Source organism: Silanimonas sp. (assembly GCF_027530345.1).
Taxonomy (GTDB): Bacteria; Pseudomonadota; Gammaproteobacteria; order Xanthomonadales; family Xanthomonadaceae; genus Silanimonas.
Genome location: NZ_JAPZQK010000019.1, coordinates 1 through 18,392, shown reverse-complemented (window position 1 = coordinate 18,392; position 18,392 = coordinate 1). Strand labels below are relative to the sequence as shown.

Annotated in this window: 19 protein-coding genes; 15 read left to right on the top strand and 4 right to left on the bottom strand. The window is 69.4% G+C overall.

Annotation, left to right across the window (positions count from 1 at the left end; all coding sequences use genetic code 11):
- Nucleotides 1-26 precede the first annotated feature (26 nt).
- From O9255_RS10645 to O9255_RS10625, 5 genes are read left to right on the top strand one after another with little or no spacing between them, the layout of a single operon-like run.
- Complete coding sequence (locus O9255_RS10645; RefSeq protein ID WP_297866835.1) at nucleotides 27-1,187, top strand: autotransporter outer membrane beta-barrel domain-containing protein; 1,161 nt, start codon at nucleotides 27-29, stop codon at nucleotides 1,185-1,187.
- Between the two features lie 8 nt (nucleotides 1,188-1,195).
- The gene (locus O9255_RS10640; protein WP_297866834.1) at nucleotides 1,196-3,217 is read left to right on the top strand and encodes a GGDEF domain-containing phosphodiesterase; all 2,022 of its coding nucleotides are present in this window, start codon (nucleotides 1,196-1,198) and stop codon (nucleotides 3,215-3,217) included.
- A gap of 37 nt (nucleotides 3,218-3,254) precedes the next feature.
- Entirely contained in the window at nucleotides 3,255-4,289 is a 1,035-nt protein-coding gene (gene tdh, locus O9255_RS10635) for an L-threonine 3-dehydrogenase (RefSeq protein ID WP_297866833.1), read from the top strand.
- Nucleotides 4,290-4,323: 34 nt separating this feature from the next.
- The gene (locus tag O9255_RS10630; protein WP_297866832.1) at nucleotides 4,324-4,758 is read left to right on the top strand and encodes a GNAT family N-acetyltransferase; all 435 of its coding nucleotides are present in this window, start codon (nucleotides 4,324-4,326) and stop codon (nucleotides 4,756-4,758) included.
- Nucleotides 4,759-6,153: a hypothetical protein gene (locus O9255_RS10625; RefSeq protein WP_297866831.1), complete on the top strand. Its 1,395-nt coding sequence runs from the start codon at nucleotides 4,759-4,761 to the stop codon at nucleotides 6,151-6,153. It begins immediately after the preceding gene.
- Between the two features lie 52 nt (nucleotides 6,154-6,205).
- Here O9255_RS10625 and O9255_RS10620 read toward each other — a convergent pair whose 3' ends face one another.
- Complete coding sequence (locus O9255_RS10620) at nucleotides 6,206-6,940, bottom strand: response regulator transcription factor (RefSeq protein ID WP_297866830.1); 735 nt, start codon at nucleotides 6,938-6,940, stop codon at nucleotides 6,206-6,208.
- Nucleotides 6,941-7,081: 141 nt separating this feature from the next.
- On the opposite strand from O9255_RS10620, the gene kbl reads away from it, so the two are divergent.
- Nucleotides 7,082-8,296: a glycine C-acetyltransferase gene (gene kbl, locus O9255_RS10615; RefSeq protein ID WP_297866829.1), complete on the top strand. Its 1,215-nt coding sequence runs from the start codon at nucleotides 7,082-7,084 to the stop codon at nucleotides 8,294-8,296.
- Nucleotides 8,296-8,694: an HNH endonuclease gene (locus tag O9255_RS10610; RefSeq protein ID WP_297866828.1), complete on the top strand. Its 399-nt coding sequence runs from the start codon at nucleotides 8,296-8,298 to the stop codon at nucleotides 8,692-8,694. The genes kbl and O9255_RS10610 overlap by 1 nt, the downstream gene beginning before the upstream one ends.
- A 15-nt stretch (nucleotides 8,695-8,709) precedes the next feature.
- Here the strand turns inward: O9255_RS10610 and O9255_RS10605 are convergent, their stop codons facing one another.
- Nucleotides 8,710-9,495, bottom strand: a complete 786-nt coding sequence (locus O9255_RS10605) for a pseudouridine synthase (protein ID WP_297866827.1) — start codon at nucleotides 9,493-9,495, stop codon at nucleotides 8,710-8,712.
- Nucleotides 9,496-9,587: 92 nt separating this feature from the next.
- Here O9255_RS10605 and O9255_RS10600 point away from each other — a divergent pair, with 92 nt between their 5' ends.
- The 8 genes from O9255_RS10600 to O9255_RS10565 are packed head-to-tail and all read left to right on the top strand — an operon-like array spanning nucleotide 9,588 to nucleotide 16,747.
- Nucleotides 9,588-10,037: an OsmC family protein gene (locus O9255_RS10600; protein WP_297866826.1), complete on the top strand. Its 450-nt coding sequence runs from the start codon at nucleotides 9,588-9,590 to the stop codon at nucleotides 10,035-10,037.
- 55 nt (nucleotides 10,038-10,092) lie between these two features.
- Nucleotides 10,093-11,049 (top strand): acyl-CoA desaturase, encoded by a 957-nt coding sequence (locus O9255_RS10595; protein WP_297866825.1) that lies wholly within the window; start codon nucleotides 10,093-10,095, stop codon nucleotides 11,047-11,049.
- The gene (locus tag O9255_RS10590; protein ID WP_297866824.1) at nucleotides 11,046-12,287 is read left to right on the top strand and encodes an FAD-dependent oxidoreductase; all 1,242 of its coding nucleotides are present in this window, start codon (nucleotides 11,046-11,048) and stop codon (nucleotides 12,285-12,287) included. Before O9255_RS10595 ends, O9255_RS10590 begins: the two co-directional genes overlap by 4 nt.
- 23 nt (nucleotides 12,288-12,310) lie before the next feature.
- Nucleotides 12,311-13,093 (top strand): DUF1365 domain-containing protein, encoded by a 783-nt coding sequence (locus O9255_RS10585; protein WP_297866967.1) that lies wholly within the window; start codon nucleotides 12,311-12,313, stop codon nucleotides 13,091-13,093.
- A 2-nt stretch (nucleotides 13,094-13,095) separates the two neighbouring features.
- The gene (locus O9255_RS10580; RefSeq protein ID WP_297866966.1) at nucleotides 13,096-14,370 is read left to right on the top strand and encodes a cyclopropane-fatty-acyl-phospholipid synthase family protein; all 1,275 of its coding nucleotides are present in this window, start codon (nucleotides 13,096-13,098) and stop codon (nucleotides 14,368-14,370) included.
- Nucleotides 14,370-14,918 carry a DUF2878 domain-containing protein gene (locus O9255_RS10575; protein WP_297866823.1) on the top strand — a complete coding sequence of 183 codons (549 nt, stop codon included), beginning with the start codon at nucleotides 14,370-14,372 and terminating at the stop codon, nucleotides 14,916-14,918. Before O9255_RS10580 ends, O9255_RS10575 begins: the two co-directional genes overlap by 1 nt.
- 11 nt (nucleotides 14,919-14,929) lie before the next feature.
- Nucleotides 14,930-15,709, top strand: a complete 780-nt coding sequence (locus O9255_RS10570) for a DUF1295 domain-containing protein (protein ID WP_297866965.1) — start codon at nucleotides 14,930-14,932, stop codon at nucleotides 15,707-15,709.
- A gap of 6 nt (nucleotides 15,710-15,715) precedes the next feature.
- Entirely contained in the window at nucleotides 15,716-16,747 is a 1,032-nt protein-coding gene (locus O9255_RS10565) for a cyclopropane-fatty-acyl-phospholipid synthase family protein (protein ID WP_297866822.1), read from the top strand.
- Nucleotides 16,748-16,751: 4 nt separating this feature from the next.
- Here the strand turns inward: O9255_RS10565 and O9255_RS15275 are convergent, their stop codons facing one another.
- Nucleotides 16,752-17,156, bottom strand: a complete 405-nt coding sequence (locus tag O9255_RS15275) for a hypothetical protein (protein WP_345781375.1) — start codon at nucleotides 17,154-17,156, stop codon at nucleotides 16,752-16,754.
- 202 nt (nucleotides 17,157-17,358) lie between these two features.
- Nucleotides 17,359-18,392, bottom strand: a 1,034-nt coding sequence (locus O9255_RS10555; protein ID WP_297866821.1) for a group II intron maturase-specific domain-containing protein, incomplete at its 5' end; no start/stop codon positions are given.

The following is an 18,392-nucleotide window of genomic DNA, read 5'->3' as shown; positions in this document are numbered from 1 at the left end:
TCCGCTGGACAGAACGGAGCAAGGCGATGGGAATCCGCGGCCACAGTGTCCTCGTAAGCCTGCTGGTCGCGTCGGCCCTCCTGCCACAGGCACGGGCCCAGCCTGCGCCCAGCCCCAGCGATGCCCTCCGGGCCGCCTTGCCCGCGGTCTGTGCCGGCGCGGTCCGCGAGCTGGCCTCACGCTGCGCGGCGCTGGGTGCCGTCGGGTCGGGCGGCTTCGAGAGCGCGGCCCAAGCGCAGCGACTCGGAGAACTGCCCGGACATGCGCGCGTGGCCGACACGCAAGGTGGCACCTCCGATCCTTCGGCACCCCGGACCGACGAAACGGCCCAGCGCTGGAGCGCCTGGGCCAGCGTGATCGATGGCGGCCTCGACCGGCGCGAGGGCCGGATCGAAGCCGGTTTCGAGGCCGGACGGACCGGCCTGCTGCTGGGCGCGGGCTGGCAGCCGTTGCCGACGCTCAGCCTCGACGGCGGCTGGCAGTCCCTGCGCGAAACGCTGGACTACACCGCCTCGGACGGCCGACTCGACGCCCGGGTCGATGGCCCGCTGCTGGTCGCGGCGTGGATGCCTTCGACGACCTGGCGCCTCGAGGCCCAGGCGGACTGGAGCGAGGGCCGCCTCGAAAGCCGGCGCCGCGTGCGCTACGCCCTGCCTGGCGGGGAAGCAATCGACAGCGAAGCCCGCGCACGCACCGACACCCGCCGGCGCGGCGCGGCGTTGGCGGTCCGGCGCAACGACAGCTTTGGCGCGATCTCGATCGACAGCGGGCTCGGCATCGACGATTCGCGCGTCCGCATCGCGCCTTACGCGGAATCGGGCGGCGCCGGATGGGCGCTGGCGGTGCCGGCGCGCGAGCGCCGCACCCGCCGGGTCCAGCTCGATGCCTTGGTGTCCGGCGCGATCTCCCGCCCCTCCGGCGTCTGGGTGCCGAGCGCGCGCCTCACCGCCATCCGTGAGCTCGATGACCCCTCGCGCACCCTGGGCGTGCGCTTCCTCGACGATGCGCGCGGCACGCCGGTCCGGTTCGCCACCGAAGAACCCGATGACCAGTGGATCGACGTCGCCCTCGGGCTGACCTGGGTCCGCACCGGCGGCCGCTCGTTCTTCGTCGAAACCCGCCATCGGCTCGGCCACCGCTTCCTGCGGGAGCACCAGCTCGCCGTCGGCATCCGCATCGAGCGCTGAGTCCGTCGATGGAGAGCAGCGAGATCCTGGTTTTCCTCAACATCACGCAGGCGGTCATCGCCTTCGCGATGGCGGCTGTGGCGGCGCAGATGGGCGGCAACCGGCTGCGGATGTCGCGCCGCATCCTCGCCACCAGCTTCGCCGCGCTGGGCGCCTTCCACGCGCTGTCCATGCTCTCGTTCTGGCTGGCCGGGCAAGGGCCGCAGTGGGTCCTGACGCGCACGCTGGTGAGCGCGGCCTCGCAGTCCGCCTCGGTCATCCATCTCGTCTTCCTCGCCCTCGCGCTGTACCTCACGGTGCTGCGGCAAGGGCTTCGCCCCGGCACCTTCCGCCTGAGCATCGCGGCAGCGGTCGTCGTCGGCGTCGCACTCGCGTGGCCCGGGGCCTTCGACGCGGCCGGTGCGGAACTGCGCACCACGCTGCGCGTCGGCGTCCGCTCACTGATCACGACCCTGGCCTACGCGGCCCTCGTGGTGCTGATGGCGCGACACCGGCCCGACAGCGGCCGCACGCTCGGGCAAGGGCTGGTGGTGGGGTCGCTGTCGATCCTCGCCGCCAGCAACGGTGTGAACACCGTGACCACCCTCGTGCACGACTGGCAGGCCTGGGGCGCGGACGTGACGGTGTGGCTGCAGCTGTTCTGCCTCGTCGGCGTGATGGCCCTCGCCATCGCGATGCTGGTGTGGGTGCAGGAGCGCACCCAGGCGATGGCCGAAGCCAAGACGCTCACTGCCGAACGCATGGCGCACTTCGACGAGGACACGGGCCTGCCGAACCGGCACGGCTTCCTCCGGCGCATCGACCAGGGGGCCGCGGGCGGTGCTCCCCTCACACTGATGACCGTGCACCTGCAGCGCTACCCGATGCTGGAACGCACGCTCGGCTCTGCCTGGGCGCGCGAGGCGCTGCAGCGCGTCGGCGAGGCCCTGGTCGCGGGGCGCAGCTACCACTTCCTCGCGATCGGCCGCATCGACAGCGACCGCCTCGCGATCGCCATCACCGCCGACGGTTCGCTGGCCGACGCCGACGTGCTGGCCCGCCGCCGCGAGGTCGAATCCGTCGCCCAAGGCCTCGGCCATCCGGTCGGCGTGAGCTTCGGCTACGCCGTCCGCCAGCAGCGCGAGAGCGTCGAGAGCCTGCTGGCCTGCGCCTGCCTCGCGCAGGAGAAGGCCGAAGCCGCCGGCATGCACATGCTGCGCTTCGAGCCCGAGCAGGCGCGCTCCGACGCCGACGAGGTCGAGATCGTCGGCGCGCTCTACCGCGCCATTGGCGAAGACCAGCTCTTCCTCGAGTACCAGGGCATCTTCGACGTGGCCACTGGGCATCTGGACGGCGTGGAAGCCCTGCTGCGCTGGAAGCACCCGGTGCAAGGCGTGCTGCCGCCCGGCCGCTTCCTGCCGGCCGCCGAACGCGGCGGCCTCATGGGCGACATCGACCGCTGGGTGCTCGACCGCGTCTGCCGGCACCTGCGCGAACGCCAGGAGGCCGGCCTGCCGGAGGTGCCCGTGGCACTGAACCTGTCCGCGGCCTCCGTGCTCGATTTCGGCCTGCCCGCAGCCGTCGAGGCGCAACTGCGGCGCAACCGGCTGCCGCCCGCCCTGCTGGAACTGGAGATCACTGAATCGGCCGCGATGCACGACCTCGCCCGCGCCCGCGACATCGTCGATGCGCTGCGCGCCCTCGGCGTGCGCATCGCCCTCGACGACCTCGGCACCGGCTATTCCTCGCTGTCGCACCTCCGCGAGTTGCGCGCCGACCGGCTGAAGATCGACCGCAGTTTCATCGGCAGCGGCGACCGGTTCGGCAATGCCATCGCCGCGGCCATCGGCGTGCTCGGCCGCTCGCTCGGCCTGGACGTGGTGGCGGAGGGCGTGGAGACGCCGGAGCAGTTCGCCTTCTGCCAGGCCCAGGGCTTCGCCAAGGTGCAGGGCTGGTTGTTCCATCGCCCAGCGGTCCGCTGGCCCGACGGCCAGCAGATCGCCCCGCCGGGCCCGGACGCTCACCGCGAGGCCGGAAGCACGCCGGTATAATCGGCGCCCTTCGGGCCGAGGGCCCCGGGAGCACGCGATGGGCATGATGATGAAGGCGCTCGTGAAGCGCCACGCCGAGAAGGGCATCTGGATGGAGGAGGTGCCGGTCCCGAAGATCGGCCCCAACGAGGTGCTGATCAAGCTCGAGAAGACCGCCATCTGCGGCACCGACCTGCACATCTACAAGTGGGACGAGTGGAGCCAGCGCACCATCACGCCGGGCCTCGTCATCGGCCATGAATTCGTCGGCCGCATCGTTGAACTCGGAAACGGCGTCACCGGCTACAAGGTTGGCGACCGCGTCTCGGCGGAAGGCCACATCGTCTGCGGCGTCTGCCGCAACTGCCGGGCCGGCAAGCAGCACCTGTGCCCGCACACGGTCGGCATCGGCGTGAACCGCGCCGGCGCCTTCGCCGAATACATCGCGATGCCGGCATCGAATCTTTGGCCGATCCCCGACCAGATCCCGAGCGAGCTGGCCGCGTTCTTCGACCCCTACGGCAACGCCGCGCACTGCGCGCTGGAGTTCGACGTCATCGGCGAGGACGTGCTGATCACCGGCGCCGGCCCCATCGGCATCATCGCCGCCGGCATCTGCAAGCACATCGGCGCGCGCAACGTCGTCGTCACCGACGTCAACGACTACCGCCTGAAGCTGGCCGCCGACATGGGCGCCACCCGCGTGGTCAACGTCGCGAACCAGAACCTCAAGGACGTGATGAAGGACCTCCACATGGAGGGCTTCGACGTCGGCCTCGAAATGAGCGGCAACCCGCGCGCCTTCAACGACATGCTCGACTGCATGTACCACGGCGGCAAGATCGCGCTGCTCGGCATCCTCCCCAAGGGCACCGGCGTGGATTGGGACAGGATCATCTTCAAGGGGCTCACCGTGCAGGGCATCTATGGCCGGCGCATGTACGAGACCTGGTACAAGATGACGCAGATGGTGCTCACCGGCTTCCCGCTGCAGAAGGTGCTCACGCACCAGATCCACATCGACGATTTCCAGCGCGGCTTCGACCTGATGGATGCCGGCATCTGCGGCAAGGTCGTCTGCAGCTGGAACTGACCCGCGGCATCCCCCTCCCCACGAGGCCACGCCCATGTGCTCCGCCTCCAGCGTCCGCATCGCCGTCGACCCCGACCTCGACGGCGAGAAGGCCCTCGCCATCCGCGAGATGCTTCGCGACTACAACGCGCGCTTCATCGGCCGCCCGGACTGGCTGCCGATGGTGATCACCGCGCTCGACGCCGAGGACGATCTCGTCGGTGGGCTGGCCGGCCAGTACGGGCTGGGTTGGCTGCACGTCGACATGCTGGCCGTCTTGCCGGAGCGCCGGCGCACCGGCATCGGCATGCAGCTGCTCGAGCAGGCCGAACACTGGGCGCGGCAGCGCGGGGCGCTCGGCGTGTACCTCGAGACCATCGAGTTTCAGGCGCTGGGCTTCTACGAGCGGCTCGGTTACCGGCAGTTCGGCCAGCAGGCGGACAATCCGCCCGGTTACACCCGCTACTACCTCGAAAAACGCTTCGACTGAATGCCTTCGCTTCTCCGTGAACCCCGCGCCTGGCTGGCAGCGGGCCTGCTGTTCGTCCATGCCGGTGCCCACGCGTCCTCCCCGGATTGCGGCCCGGATGCCCTTCCCGCGGCAGCCCTCGCCTCGCCCACCCTGCTCGGCGCCGAGGACTTCAGCGCCTCGCCCTGCGCGACCATCGTCGGCGGCATGGCGCAGTTCGTGCTGCGCCCTCACGGCCCGGGCGTGGACGACATCGAGCCCGCGGAGCTCCGCGTCGAGAGCCTCGACCTGCTCGAGATCCGCGCCGTCGAGATGGAGGTGGTGCGCCGCCTGCGCGCCCAGGGCGCGGCCGGCACAGCGGGCCGCGCGGCGGCTTCCTCGCTGGTGCAGACCGGCGAGGCGCTGGCCGGCGTGGTCACCCGGCCGGTGGAGAGCGTCATCGGCCTGCCGGCCGGCATGCTGCGGGTGTTCGGCCGTCGTGCCACGCGCTACGGACGGCAGGCCTCCGATCTGGGCGAGCGCGCCTACGAGGCCGTCTCCGACGAGGCCCTGTTCGACGCCAGCCTGCGTCCGCGCGAGGCGGAGCCGCTGCCGCCCGAGCCGGAACCCTGGTGGCAGAAGGGCGGCGGCGTCGCGTTGAAGCTCGGGAAGCGCTGGCTGGGCTACAACGCGGCGCGACGCGAACTCGGTCGCGAACTGGGCATCGACCCCTACTCCACCAACCCCTGGCTGGGCGCCGAGATGGACCGGCTCGCCTGGTCGGCCCTGGTCGGTCGGCGCGGCGTGGGTTTCGGCCTCGGGCAAGTCGGCGGGGCGGCCGGCACGGTGCTCGGCGAAAGCGGCCGCATCCACCGCATGGTGTGGGAAAAACCGCCGGAGGAAGTCGAGGCCTGGAACGTGGCGCGCCTTGCGCCACTGGCCTGCCGTCCCGACGTGCAGGACGCCTTCTTCGACAACTCGCGCTACAGCCCGACGCTGCAGACGCAGGCCGTCGATGCGCTGCTGGAGCTGGCGCCGCAGGGCGGCTGCGAAAGCTTCCTTGGGCTGGCGGCAAGCGTGCAGCGCGAGGCCGAGGCGCGCTTCGTCGTCGATGCGCTGCAACTGATGGTGGCGGCACGGCCGCGCTTCCCGACGCGTTTCGAGATCTTCGGCGAAGCCCTCGTGCTGCGCGATGGCGAGGAGCGGCTGTGGCTGGCGCTGCCCGTCGACCTGCTGCAGTGGACACCCGAGACCGCCGACTTCTTCGCCGACCCGGCGCTCGCGCGGGTGGCCGACAAGCGCCTGCTGCTCGCGCGCGACGCCAGCCCGCGGGCACGCGCCGCGCTGCTGGCGGACGGTTGGGCCGTGGTGGAGCAGTCGATGGGGCCGGCCCGCGAATTCAGCGTGCGGCAGCCGAGCTTCGACGCGGGGTACTGAGCCGGGGGCGCGATGCCGAACCCCGGCATCGCGCGGAGCCTCCCCCGAGGCCTCAGCCGACGTCGGCTTCGGGGAGGTCGGCCGGATCGTCGTTGCTGCTGCGCACCAAGCGGTAACCGTGCTGGTAGATGCCCTCGAGGCGCCATTCGCTGTCGCCCTGCAGGCCGAGGCGCTTGCGCAGGCGGCTCACGTAGGTGTCGATGCTGCGCGTGGCCACGTTCGGGCCAACACGCCACACTTGCGAGAGCAGGGTCTCGCGCGAAACCACCTTGCCCCGGCGCTGGAACAGGAACACCAGCAGGTCGAATTCGCGGTCGGTGAGCTCGATCTGCTCGCCGTGCAGGGTGAGGCGGCGGCGGTCGAGATCAAAGCCGAAGGGCTCGACGTCTTCGATGATGTTGGCGTTGCTGAGCGGCGCGGCGCGGCGCATGGCCGACTTGATCCGCGCCACCAGCTCGGCGGCGCGCGCCGGCTTCACGATGTAGTCGTCGGCGCCGGCCTGCAGGCCGGTGACGATGTCGGATTCCTGATCGTTGCCGGTCAGGAAGATCACCGGCAGCGTGGCGTTCGTCTGGCGGAGTTCGCGCAGAAGGTCGATTCCCGAGACACCGGGCAGGTTCCAGTCGAGCAGCAGGAGGTCGATCGATTCCGGCCCCATGCGGCGGCGGAAATCGAGCTCGGTACCGTAGTGAAGGCAATCCATGCCCGAGTTCTCGATCATCGTGGCGATGATCTTGGCCTGGGTGGAATCGTCTTCGACGAGTCCGATTTGCAGAGTGCGCGACATGGTCCCCTGGGTGACCGGATCGGGAGGTCCGGTTCCGCAACATGTTTTACAAGTGTGAATTGTGTCAAGCGCCGGAGGACAACGGAAGACATCCCGGCCCCGGTCCATAATGCCGCCCCCGCCCCGCACACCTCGACCGCCATGGCCGCTAACGCCCCCGTCACGCCCGCCCTCGCCCGCTACGCCGCCGAACTGGCCGAGATCCGCGCCGCCGGCCTGTTCAAGGCGGAACGGGTCATCACCAGCCCGCAGTCGGCCGAGATTGCGCTGGAAGGCGGCCGCACGGTGCTGAACTTTTGCGCGAACAACTACCTGGGCCTGGCCGACCACCCGGACGTGATCGCCTCGGCCAAGGCGGCCCTCGACACCCACGGCTTCGGCATGGCCTCGGTGCGCTTCATCTGCGGCACGCAGGATCTTCACAAGCAGCTGGAAGCGAAGATCGCCGAGTTCTTCGGCACCGAGGACACCATCCTCTACGCCGCCTGCTTCGACGCCAACGGCGGCCTCTTCGAGCCCCTGCTGGGCGAGCAGGACGCCATCATCTCCGACAGCCTGAACCATGCCTCGATCATCGACGGCGTGCGCCTTTGCAAGGCCAAGCGCTACCGCTACGCCAACTGCGATATGGCCGATCTGGAAACACAGCTGAAGCAGGCCCGCGCCGACGGCGTGCGCGACATCCTGATCACCACCGACGGCGTGTTTTCGATGGACGGCTTCATCGCGCCGCTCGACGAGATCACCGCACTGGCCGCGAAGTACGGCGCGATGGTGCATATCGACGAATGCCACGCCACCGGCTTCCTCGGCGCGACCGGCCGCGGCAGCGCCGAGGTCAAGGGCGTGATGGACAAGATCGACATCTTCACCGGCACGCTCGGCAAGGCCATGGGCGGCGCGCTGGGCGGCTTCACCACCGGCCGCCGCGATGTGATCGAACTGCTGCGCCAGCGCTCGCGGCCCTACCTGTTCAGCAACTCGCTGCCGCCGCACGTCGTGGCCGCCGGGATCACCGCCTTCGACATGCTGGCCAAGGCCGGTGAGCTGCGCGAGCGCCTCGCGGCCAACACCGCCTACTTCCGGGCGGAAATGGCCAAGCTCGGCTTCGACATCAAGCCCGGCGTGCATCCGATCTGCCCGGTGATGCTCTACGACGCGCCGCTGGCACAGAGGTTCGCCGCGCGCCTGCTGGAAGAGGGCATCTATGCGATCGGCTTCTTCTTCCCCGTGGTCCCGAAGGGCCAGGCCCGCATCCGCACGCAGATGAGCGCAGCGCACACCCGCGAGCACCTCGACCGCGCCATCGACGCCTTCGCCAAGGTCGGCCGCGAGCTCGGAGTCATCCCGGGCTGATGCGGGCCAAGCTCCGCCACCTGTTCCGTCTCGCCATCGCCACCGACGCCGAGGCCGTGCAGGCGCCGGACGGCATCTGGACCACGCGCTGCCTGCATTGCCGCACCCGGCTGCAGGTGGCGGCCGACGGCGAGGCGATCGGCGCGAGCTCGCTGGAGCACGTGGTGCCGCAGGCCTGGTTCGACCTGCGCGCGGCCGCCGACCTCACGGCGCAGGTCGGCGAAGACCGCGACGACCCGCGCAACCTCGCCGTGGCCTGCCGCCGCTGCAACCAGGACAAGGGCAAGGGCCCGGACGCGAAAGGGCCGCAGGATGCGCGTGCTTGCGAGGTCGTGGCGGCCCTGCTGGCCAAGCGGCTTGCGCGCTGGCGGCCCGTCGCGGACACCCCCACAGGCTGATGAGCGCCCGGGGACTCAGCAGCGCAGCGCCGCCACCTCGTCGTCACTGAGCCTGCGCCAGCCGCCTTTCGGCAGCTCACCGAGCGCCAGCCCACCGATCGCAACGCGCACCAAGCGCAGCACGGGAAAGCCGGCGGCCTTCACGAGGCGGCGGATCTGGCGGTTCTTGCCCTCGTCCAGCACCACCTCGAGCCATGCCGTCTTGCCGCCGCTCTTCAGCAGCGCCACCGATTTGGCCGACAGCCGATCGCCGCCCTCATCGAGGCCAGCGACCATCGCCCTCAGCGCGTCCTCACCCGGCACGCCGTCGACCTGGACGCGGTACGTCTTGTCGGGGCCGGTGGCCGGGTCGGTGATGTGGGCTGCCCACGCCGGATCGTTGGTGAACAGCAGCAGGCCCTCGCTGGCCTGGTCGAGCCGGCCCACCGGCGCCACCCACGGCAAGCCGGCACCGTCGAAGCAGCGGTACACCGTGTCGCGGCCCTTCTCGTCGCTCGCCGTGGTGACCAGACCACGCGGCTTGTTCAAGGCGAGATAGACCCGCGCCTCCGAACCCAGCGGCCGACCATCCACGCAGACCTCATCCACGCCGGCGCGCACCGGATGCTCGGGATCGTGCACGACACGCCCGCCCACGCTGACGCGGCCTTCGCGCACCCACGCCGCGGCCTGCGTCCGCGACGCGAGGCCAGCCTTGGAAATGACGCGGGCCACGCCGTGGCGGACGACGGTGCCCTGCCCCTGCGCCTCGCGGCGCGGGCCTGGACCGGGGGCCTTCGGAGGTCGCGGCGTCCGCCTCATCCTCACTCTCCCTTCGGATGCCGTTGACGGTTTCCGCATGTGCGACGCGGCGCCGGAGTGTAGCCTTGGCGCGACTTTCCGAGGAAGCGTCCATGTCCGAACACACCGCCGCGCTGCGCTGGTCACGCCATGGCCGCGACTTCAGCTATGAGACCTTCTCGCGCGACCACGAACTCACGTTCGAGAACGGGCAGAAGACGCTCGCGTCCTCGGCGCCCGCCTTTCTCGGCAACCCCGAGGCGCTGAATCCGGAGACCCTGCTGGTCGGCTCGCTGTCCTCGTGCCACATGCTCACCTTCCTCGCGATCTGCGCGAGGCGCGGCTACGTGGTCGACCACTACGACGACGCGGCCTCGGGCCTCCTCGACAAGAACGCCGAGGGAAGGATGGCCATCACCCGCATCACGCTGCGGCCGAAGGTCGTTTTCTCGGGCGACAAGCAGCCCAATGCCGAGGAACTGGCGAAGCTGCACGAGCGCGCGCACGCGAACTGCTTCATCGGCAGCTCGATCCGCGCCGAAGTCGCCGTCGAACCGCGCTGAACCTGCCGCCCCCGGTTCACCACGCTCTCACCGCCCGCTCCCCTAGGCTTGCGCCATGTCTGAAACCGCCCCTCCCGCCTCCCTCTGGGCTCGCTCGCTGACCGCCATCGTGCGCTGGTTCGACACGTCCGCGGCCGACGCGGTGGACGCCGAAGCCGCCGCCCGCATCGACTGGCTGCGCGTCGTGCCCTTCATCGGCCTGCACCTGGCCTGCCTCGGCGTGATCTGGGTCGGCATCAGCCCGTTCGCCGTCGGCGTCGCGCTGGCGCTCTACGCGCTGCGCATGTTCGCCATCACCGGCTTCTACCACCGCTACTTCTCGCACAAGGCCTTCCGTACCTCGCGGCCAGTGCAGTTCCTCTTCGGCGTCGTCGGCGCCAGCAGCGTGCAGCGCGGCCCGCTGTGGTGGGCGGCGCACCATCGCCAGCACCACCGCGCCAGCGACACCGAGCACGACCCGCATTCGCCGAAGCACAAGGGCTTCTGGTACAGCCACATGGGCTGGTTCCTCACCCGCGGGGCATTCCGCACCGATCTCGACGCGGTGAAGGACCTCGCGAAGTTCCCCGAACTTCGCCTGCTCGACCGTTTCGACATCCTCGTGCCCGTGCTGTTGGCCGTCGGCCTCTTCCTGCTCGGTGGCTGGCTGGAAACCGCAGCGCCCGCGCTGGAAACCAACGGCCCGCAGCTGCTGGTCTGGGGCTTTTTCGTCTCGACAGTGGTGCTGTTCCACGTCACCGTGACGATCAACTCCTTCGCCCATCGTTTCGGCCGCCGCCGCTTCGCCACCCGCGATGACTCGCGCAACAACTGGTTCCTCGCCCTGCTCACCTTCGGCGAAGGCTGGCACAACAACCACCACCACTACCCGGGCTCGGCGCGGCAGGGCTTCCGCTGGTGGGAGTATGACTTCACGTACTACACGCTGAAGGCGCTCAGCCTGTTCCGCATCGTCTGGGACCTGAAGCCGGTGCCGGAAACCTTCCGCAAACCGACCGCGGAGGCCGCGTGAGGGTCGCCGTCGTCGGCAGCGGCATCGCCGGCCTGTCCTCCGCCTGGTTGCTCTCCCGCCAACACGAGGTCGTGCTGTTCGAAGCCGAAGCGCGCCTCGGTGGCCATACGCACACGCATGACGTCGAGCAGGACGGCAAGCGCTATCGCGTCGATACCGGCTTCATCGTCCATAACACGCACAACTACCCGCTGCTGACGCGGATGTTCGACGAGCTCGGCGTGGCGTCGAAAGACACGACGATGAGCTTCGGGGCGCAGGTCGAGGCCACCGGCCTCGAGTACAACGCCACCAACCTCGACGCCCTGTTCTGCCAGCGCCGCAACCTGCTCTCGCCGTCCTTCATCCGGATGGTGCGCGAGATACTGCGCTTCTACCGCGAGGCCGGCGCGCTGCTGCGCGACCCGGGCCCGGGGCCGTCGTTGGGCGACTACCTGGAGCAGAACCGCTACTCCACCCTGTTCCGCGATGCCCACCTGATCCCGATGGCCTCGGCGCTGTGGTCCTCGCCCTCGGCGACGATCCTCGATTTCCCGGCCAAGTACCTCGTGCGCTTCATGGACCACCACCGCATGCTGCAGGTGGAAGGCCGGCCGCAGTGGCGCGTGGTCGAGGGCGGCTCGTCGAGCTATATCGACGCGCTGAAGGCGCGTTGGACGGTGGACGTCCGCCTCGCCTGCCCGGTGCAGCGGATCACCCGCGACGAGGCTGGCGTGACGGTCAAGCATGTCGCCGGCGAAGACCGCTTCGACGCGATCGTGGTGGCCACGCACAGCGACCAGGCTCTGGCGCTGCTCGGCGATGCCGACGCGCTCGAGCGCGAGGTGCTGGGCGCCATGCCCTACCAGCGCAACGAGGTGGTGCTGCACACCGACCGCCGGATCCTGCCCGCCCGCCGCAAGGCCTGGGCGGCATGGAACGCCTTCGTGCCGGCCGACCCGAAGGCCGAGTGCTCGGTGAGCTACTGCATGAACCTGCTGCAGGGCATCGAATCGCCCGAGCCCTTCGTCGTCACCTTGAACCGCACCGCCGCCATCGACCCGGCCAAGGTCATCGCGCGGATGACCTACCACCACCCGATCTACACGCACGAGAGCGTGGCCGCGCAGGAACGCCGCACGGAGCTCAATGGCCGCCGCCGCACCTGGTTCGCCGGGGCGTACTGGGGCTTCGGCTTCCATGAGGACGGCATGCGCGCCGGCGTCGAGGCCGCGGCCGGCCTCGGGGTGCGCTGGTGAACACGGACGGCGGCGACGAACGGATGGCGCCCGCGGGTTCCGGCCTGCGGAGCGCCCTCTACGTCGGCCGCGTCCAGCACCGCCGCTTCGCGGTGGCGAACAACGCCTTCCGCTACCGGATCTTCCAGCCCTACCTCGATCTCGCCGAACTGGACCGCGTGTTCGACCGGCGCTGGTTCTGGTCGGTGAACCGCCGCAACCTCGCCGAGTTCCGCCGCAGCGACTACTTCGGCGATGCCGCCCTGCCCTTGGACGTCGCCGTGCGCCGGCGCGTCGAAACGGAGCTCGGCCGCCCGGCACCCGGCCCCATCCGCGTGCTGACGCACCTGCGCTACTTCGGCTACGTGCAGAACCCGGTGAGCATCTATTACGGCTACCGCGAGGACGGCGAGACCCTCGACTGGATCCTCGCGGAGATCACCAACACCCCCTGGGGCGAGCGCCACGCCTACCTGCTGCCGGTCGAGCGCGCGGAGCGGAAGGGCCGTGCCCTGCACTTTGGCTTCGACAAGGCCTTCCATGTCTCGCCTTTCCTGCCGATGGATCGCCGCTACCACTGGGTTTTCACCCCGCCCGGCGAGGACCTGCACATCCACATGGACGTCCTCGCCGGCGAGACGCGCGAGTTCGACGCGACGCTCACGCTGGAGCGGCGTCCGCTGCGAGGCAACACGCTGGCTTCATGCCTCGCCGCGTATCCATTCATCACCGTGAAGGTGGCCGCCGCCATCTACTGGCAGGCCCTGAAGCTGAGCCTGAAGCGCGTGCCCTTCCATCCCCATCCCAACCCGGACGCCCGCCTGTGAGCCTGCCCGCCGACGCCCTGCCCAACGAAAACGCCTCATCGGGCAGCTACGAGCGCTGGCTGCGCACGCGCCTGTTCGAGCGCCTCGGCGGCCTGCGCCATGGCGCCCTGATCATCAGCGACGCCTTGGGCGAAACCCGCCTCGGCGAGGCCGAACCGGCGGCTGGCGCCCCCATCGCGCGCCTGCGCGTGCACGACCTCGAGGCCTATGCCCGCATGGCCACCGGCGGTTCGGTCGGCGCGGCCGAGGCCTACATGGACGGCCAGTGGAGCTGCGACGAGCTCGTCGACCTGATCCGCCTGCTGGTGCTCAACCGCGACCTGCTCGACGCGATGGAAGGCGGCATGGCCCGCCTGTCCGGCTGGCTGCTGAAGGCCGTGCACGCCTTCCGCCGCAACACCCGCGCGGGCTCGCGCAAGAACATCGCGGCGCACTACGACCTCGGCAACGAGCTCTTCCGCCTGTTCCTGTCCGACGACCTGATGTACTCCTCGGCCATCTTCGCGGATCCCACCGAGACGCTCGAAGCGGCCTCGTTCCGCAAGCTCCAGCGCATCGGCCGCAAGCTCGACCTCAAGCCGTCGGACCATCTCGTCGAGATCGGCACCGGTTGGGGCGGCATGGCCCTGCACGCCGCGAAGCACTTCGGCTGCCGCGTCACCACGACGACGATCTCGAAGGAGCAGCACGCGCTGGCCACCGAGCGCGTCGCCCGCGCCGGGCTCTCCGACCGCGTGACCCTGCTGCTCGAGGACTACCGCGACCTCACCGGCACCTACGACAAGCTGGTGTCGATCGAGATGATCGAAGCCATTGGCCACCAGTACCTCGACACCTACCTCGCCAAGTGCGCGTCGCTGCTGAAGCCGGACGGCCTCGCGATGGTCCAGGCCATCACCATCGAGGACCACCGCTACGAGCAGGCGCTGCATTCGGTCGACTTCATCAAGCGCCACATCTTCCCGGGCAGCTTCATTCCTTCGATCAGCGCGATCACCGGCGCGATGGGCCGCAGCACCGACCTCCGGCTCGTCTCGCAGGAGGATTTCGGCCCGAGCTACGCCCTGACGCTCCGCCACTGGCGCGAGCGCTTCATGGCCAAGCTCGCCGACGTGCGCGCCCTCGGCTACGACGAGCGTTTCGTGCGGATGTGGGAGTTCTACCTCGCCTACTGCGAGGGCGGCTTCCTCGAGCGCTCGATCGGTGTCTCGCAGCTGCTGTTCGCGCGGCCGATGAACCGCCGCGACCCGTGGATGCCCGCGCCCGAGTCCGTGTGATGCCGAAAGCGTTCCTCATCGCGAACGTGCTCGGCTTCCAGACCGTGTGGTTCGCCAGCGTGATCGGTGCCGCGAACGGCCTGCCGTGGGCTGGGCCGCTGGCCGTCGTGATCTATGCCGCGGCGCATTTCGCCTGGACGCCCGACCGCCTCGGTGACCTGCGCATGCTCGCCATCGCCCTCGCCATGGGCGTGCTGGCCGACTCGCTGCTTGCCGCCACCGGCGTGCTGGCCTTCGCCAGCCCGTGGCCTTGGACCTTCGCCGCCCCGGTGTGGATCCTCGCCATGTGGGCCGGCTTCGCGCTCACCTTGAACCACTCCATGGCCTTCCTGCGCGGTCGATGGTTGGTCGCCGCCGCTTTCGGCGCCATCGGCGGCCCGCTGGCGTACTGGGGCGCGGCACGCGGCTTCGATGCGGTCGACTTCGGCCTGGGCTTGCCGATCGCCCTGGCCGCGCTGGCCGTGGTCTGGGGCGTGGCGATGCCGGCTCTCTACGCCCTGCATCGCACGGCCCCGGCCGCCACGGCGCGCGAGGGCGCGACGGCGTGAGCTTTTGGACCATCATCCTGCTGACTTGGATCGGCGCCGCGTTGGGCATGGCGGCCGTCTGGGCCTTCTCGATGCGCGTGCGCAACGCCGGCTGGGTCGACGTGGCCTGGGCCGGCCTGATGGCGCTGGCGGCGATGTTCGCCGGCCTCGCTGGCGAGGGCGATGAGATGCCGCGCGGCCTGGTCGCCGTCTTCGGCGGCGTCTGGGGTTCGCGCTTGTGCCTGCACCTGATGCATCGCGTGCTGCGCGAGCCGGAGGACGGCCGCTACCAGGCCATGCGCGCCGCCATCGGCGGTTCCCCGCTGCGCTGGTTCGCGTTCTTCCAAGTGCAGGCGCTCATCGTCGCGCTGTTCGCGATCCCGTTCACCGCCGCTGCCTCGGGAGACGCCGACGGCATCGACCCGATCATGCTGCTCGCCGTGGTGGTGTGGATCGTCGCCATCGGCGGTGAAACCCTTGCCGACCGCCAGCTCGACGCCTTCCGCGGCGATCCGGCCAACAAGGGCAAGCTGTGCCGCGCGGGGCTTTGGGCGTGGTCGCGCCACCCCAACTACTTCTTCGAGTGGGTGCACTGGTTCGCCTACGTGCTGCTGGCCTGGTGCGGCCCCTACTTCTGGTGGAGCCTGCTGGGCCCGGTGGTGATGTTCGCTTTCCTGTGGCGGGTCAGCGGCATCCCGTGGACGGAGGCGCAGGCCCTGCGCAGCCGCGGCGACGCCTACCGTCGCTACCAGCGCGAAGTCAGTGCATTCTTCCCGTGGCCGCCCAAGGCGTCCGACCCTTCTTCGAACTGAGAACCCATGGCGCTGATCGATCTGTGTGAACGCGGCCTCGTGCCCGACTTCCTCACCCGCTACGGCATCCGCAAGCTCTGCGAGCAGCGCCTTCGCGACGAGCATGACGCCGACCTCGACCGGGCCGATGCGCGTTTCCGCACCCTGCTCTCCGAGCTACGCTCCAGCCCGATCGCCATCGAGACGGCCGCCGCCAACGAGCAGCACTACGAGGTGCCGACGCGCTTCTTCGAGCTCAGCCTCGGCAAGCGCCTGAAGTACTCGGGCTGCTACTACCCCGACGGCAACGAGACCCTCGACGAGGCCGAGGAGAAGATGCTCGCGCTCTACAGCGAGCGCGCCGAGCTGAAGGACGGCATGCGCATCCTCGAGCTCGGCTGCGGCTGGGGCTCGCTGACGCTGTGGATGGCGGAACGCTTCCCGAACTCCCGCATCACCGGCGTCTCCAACTCACGCACGCAGCGCGAGCACATCCTCGCGCAGGCCGCGGTGCGCGGCTTGGCGAACGTCGAGATCATCACCACCGACGTGAACCGGCTCGACCTCAGCCCGGAGACCTTCGACCGCTGCGTCTCGATCGAGATGTTCGAGCACATGCGCAACTACGACACGCTGCTCGGCAACGTGGCGCGTTGGCTGAAGCCGGGCGGCAAGCTGTTCGTGCACATCTTCTGCCATCGCAGCCTGATGTACCCGTTCGAGACCGAGGGCTCGGACAACTGGATGGGCCGCTATTTCTTCACCGGCGGCCTGATGCCCAGCGCAGACACGCTGCTGCACTTCCAGAACGCGCTGCGGATCGAACAGCGCTGGGTGCTTTCGGGCATCCACTACGAGAAGACCGCGAACCACTGGCTCGAGAACCAGGATCGCCACGCCGAGGAAGTGCATCGCGTGCTGGCCGAAACCTACGGCGCGAAGAACGCCGCGGTTTGGGCGCAGCGCTGGCGGATGTTCTGGATGGCCTGCGCCGAGTTGTTCGGTTACGCCGGCGGTTCGGAGTGGGGCGTCGCCCACTACCGCTTCGTAAAGCGCTGATTCCTCAGCAGGACGTCGTCGCGGTCGGCTGGCAGGCCTGTGCGGTCGCCGCGGCCGGCGCGGCGGCGGCCGGCTCGCTGCCGGCAGGCTTGCCGGTCGCCACGCGGATGCCGCGGGCTTTCATCCACGCGTCGAACTCCTCCGCGGTCATGCGGCGGCCGTTCTGGGTCATGTCGAAGCGGTAGGGCGAGTTGTCGTGCGCGGTGCGCGGCACGTAGCCGCCGGGCGCCGACGCCGCCGGCGTCGCGGCCACCGGCTGGCGGATGCGCTGCAGGAAGGCCTGCACCGACACCGGAGAGTGGGACGGCGAAGCCACGGGGCCACCGGACAGCTCGAGGGCGGGCGCGGCATGGACCGTCGACGCGGCCAGGACCGCCAGGGCGAACGAAAGGACGTGGCGACGCGCCATGGCGGCAACTCCGTGCAACTGAACGTGAGCGGGAGCTTACGCAGCGTGACGCGGTGCGGCAAGCCGGGGGGTGGGAGTCATGCCCGACGAACGACGCACAAAAGAAAATCTGCCTTGCCGGAGAACGCCGTTGGGTGGGAGGGAGCCATTGCTGGCCCCCTCCCCCCTAAGAACCGTGCGTGCGCCTTTCGACGCACACGGCTCAAGCCCCAGAAACAGGCTTCACCACTGTTAAACCCAAGGCATGGACCTGCATGTGGCAGAACGGATGGAGCAGAACCCGGTTCCACAGGGCATTCGACCCCCCAGCCGTCCGCTGCACGATGTGATGGTCGTGCCAGCCGGTTTGCCGGGTGATCGGCAGCCCGCAGTGAACGCATCGGCCGCCCTGCGAGTGGTACAGGCGAATCCATTGCGTCCGGTGGGCCAGAGACCGCATTAGCCGGTCCTGACGTCGCTTCTCGCCGTATTGCTCGAATGCGGGGTCGTACGGGTTGTACTCCGCCTTGACCTTCACATGTCGCACGATCGGCGTATCCGCGAGCCGGTAGAGCGTCCGCAGTTCCCCCTTCTTCCCGTCCTTGTCGATGCGGTGTGCCGCGAATACCCAGCGCCGGTTCCCAACGGGGTGGAAGTAACGCTCTTTCACCCATTGCGAGCCCTTGTTGTTGTGGCGTCGTCGGCACCACCGCCAGATCGCCCCGAAGATCAGGGCATCCAGACGGCTGAACTCCGCCTTCGCCACAACCGGGTGGTGATAGTTCGCCCACCCTCTGAGTACAGGATTCAGCATCTTGATCAGGCCGTCCTGCCTGACCGTCTTCTGGCTACTGATGACCCCTTCCACCTTTCGGTAGAACGCCGAGACGTTCTTCTTGCTCGGCTTGATGAGCAACTTCCCCTTGTACTTGCGGAAGTTCCATCCCAGGAAATCAAAACCGGCGTCGATGTGCGTGATCCGGGTCTTCTCCGTCGACAGCTCCAAACCACGGGTTGCGAGAAAACGCTCCACCCATGGTCGGACGAGGTCGGCCAACACCTCTTGCGAGGCGCCGGTCACGACAAAGTCGTCGGCATACCGAACCACATTGATCTTGGCGCTGTTCGCGTTGATTGTGGTTGATTCGGTCACGCCATGGCCAACCTGAGCAATGATGCGGCTCCTGCGCCGGTTTGGGCGTTCCGCTCCAAGGCGCGGAACCAGCCCAGATAGTTCGGCAGATAGGACGTCGCCAC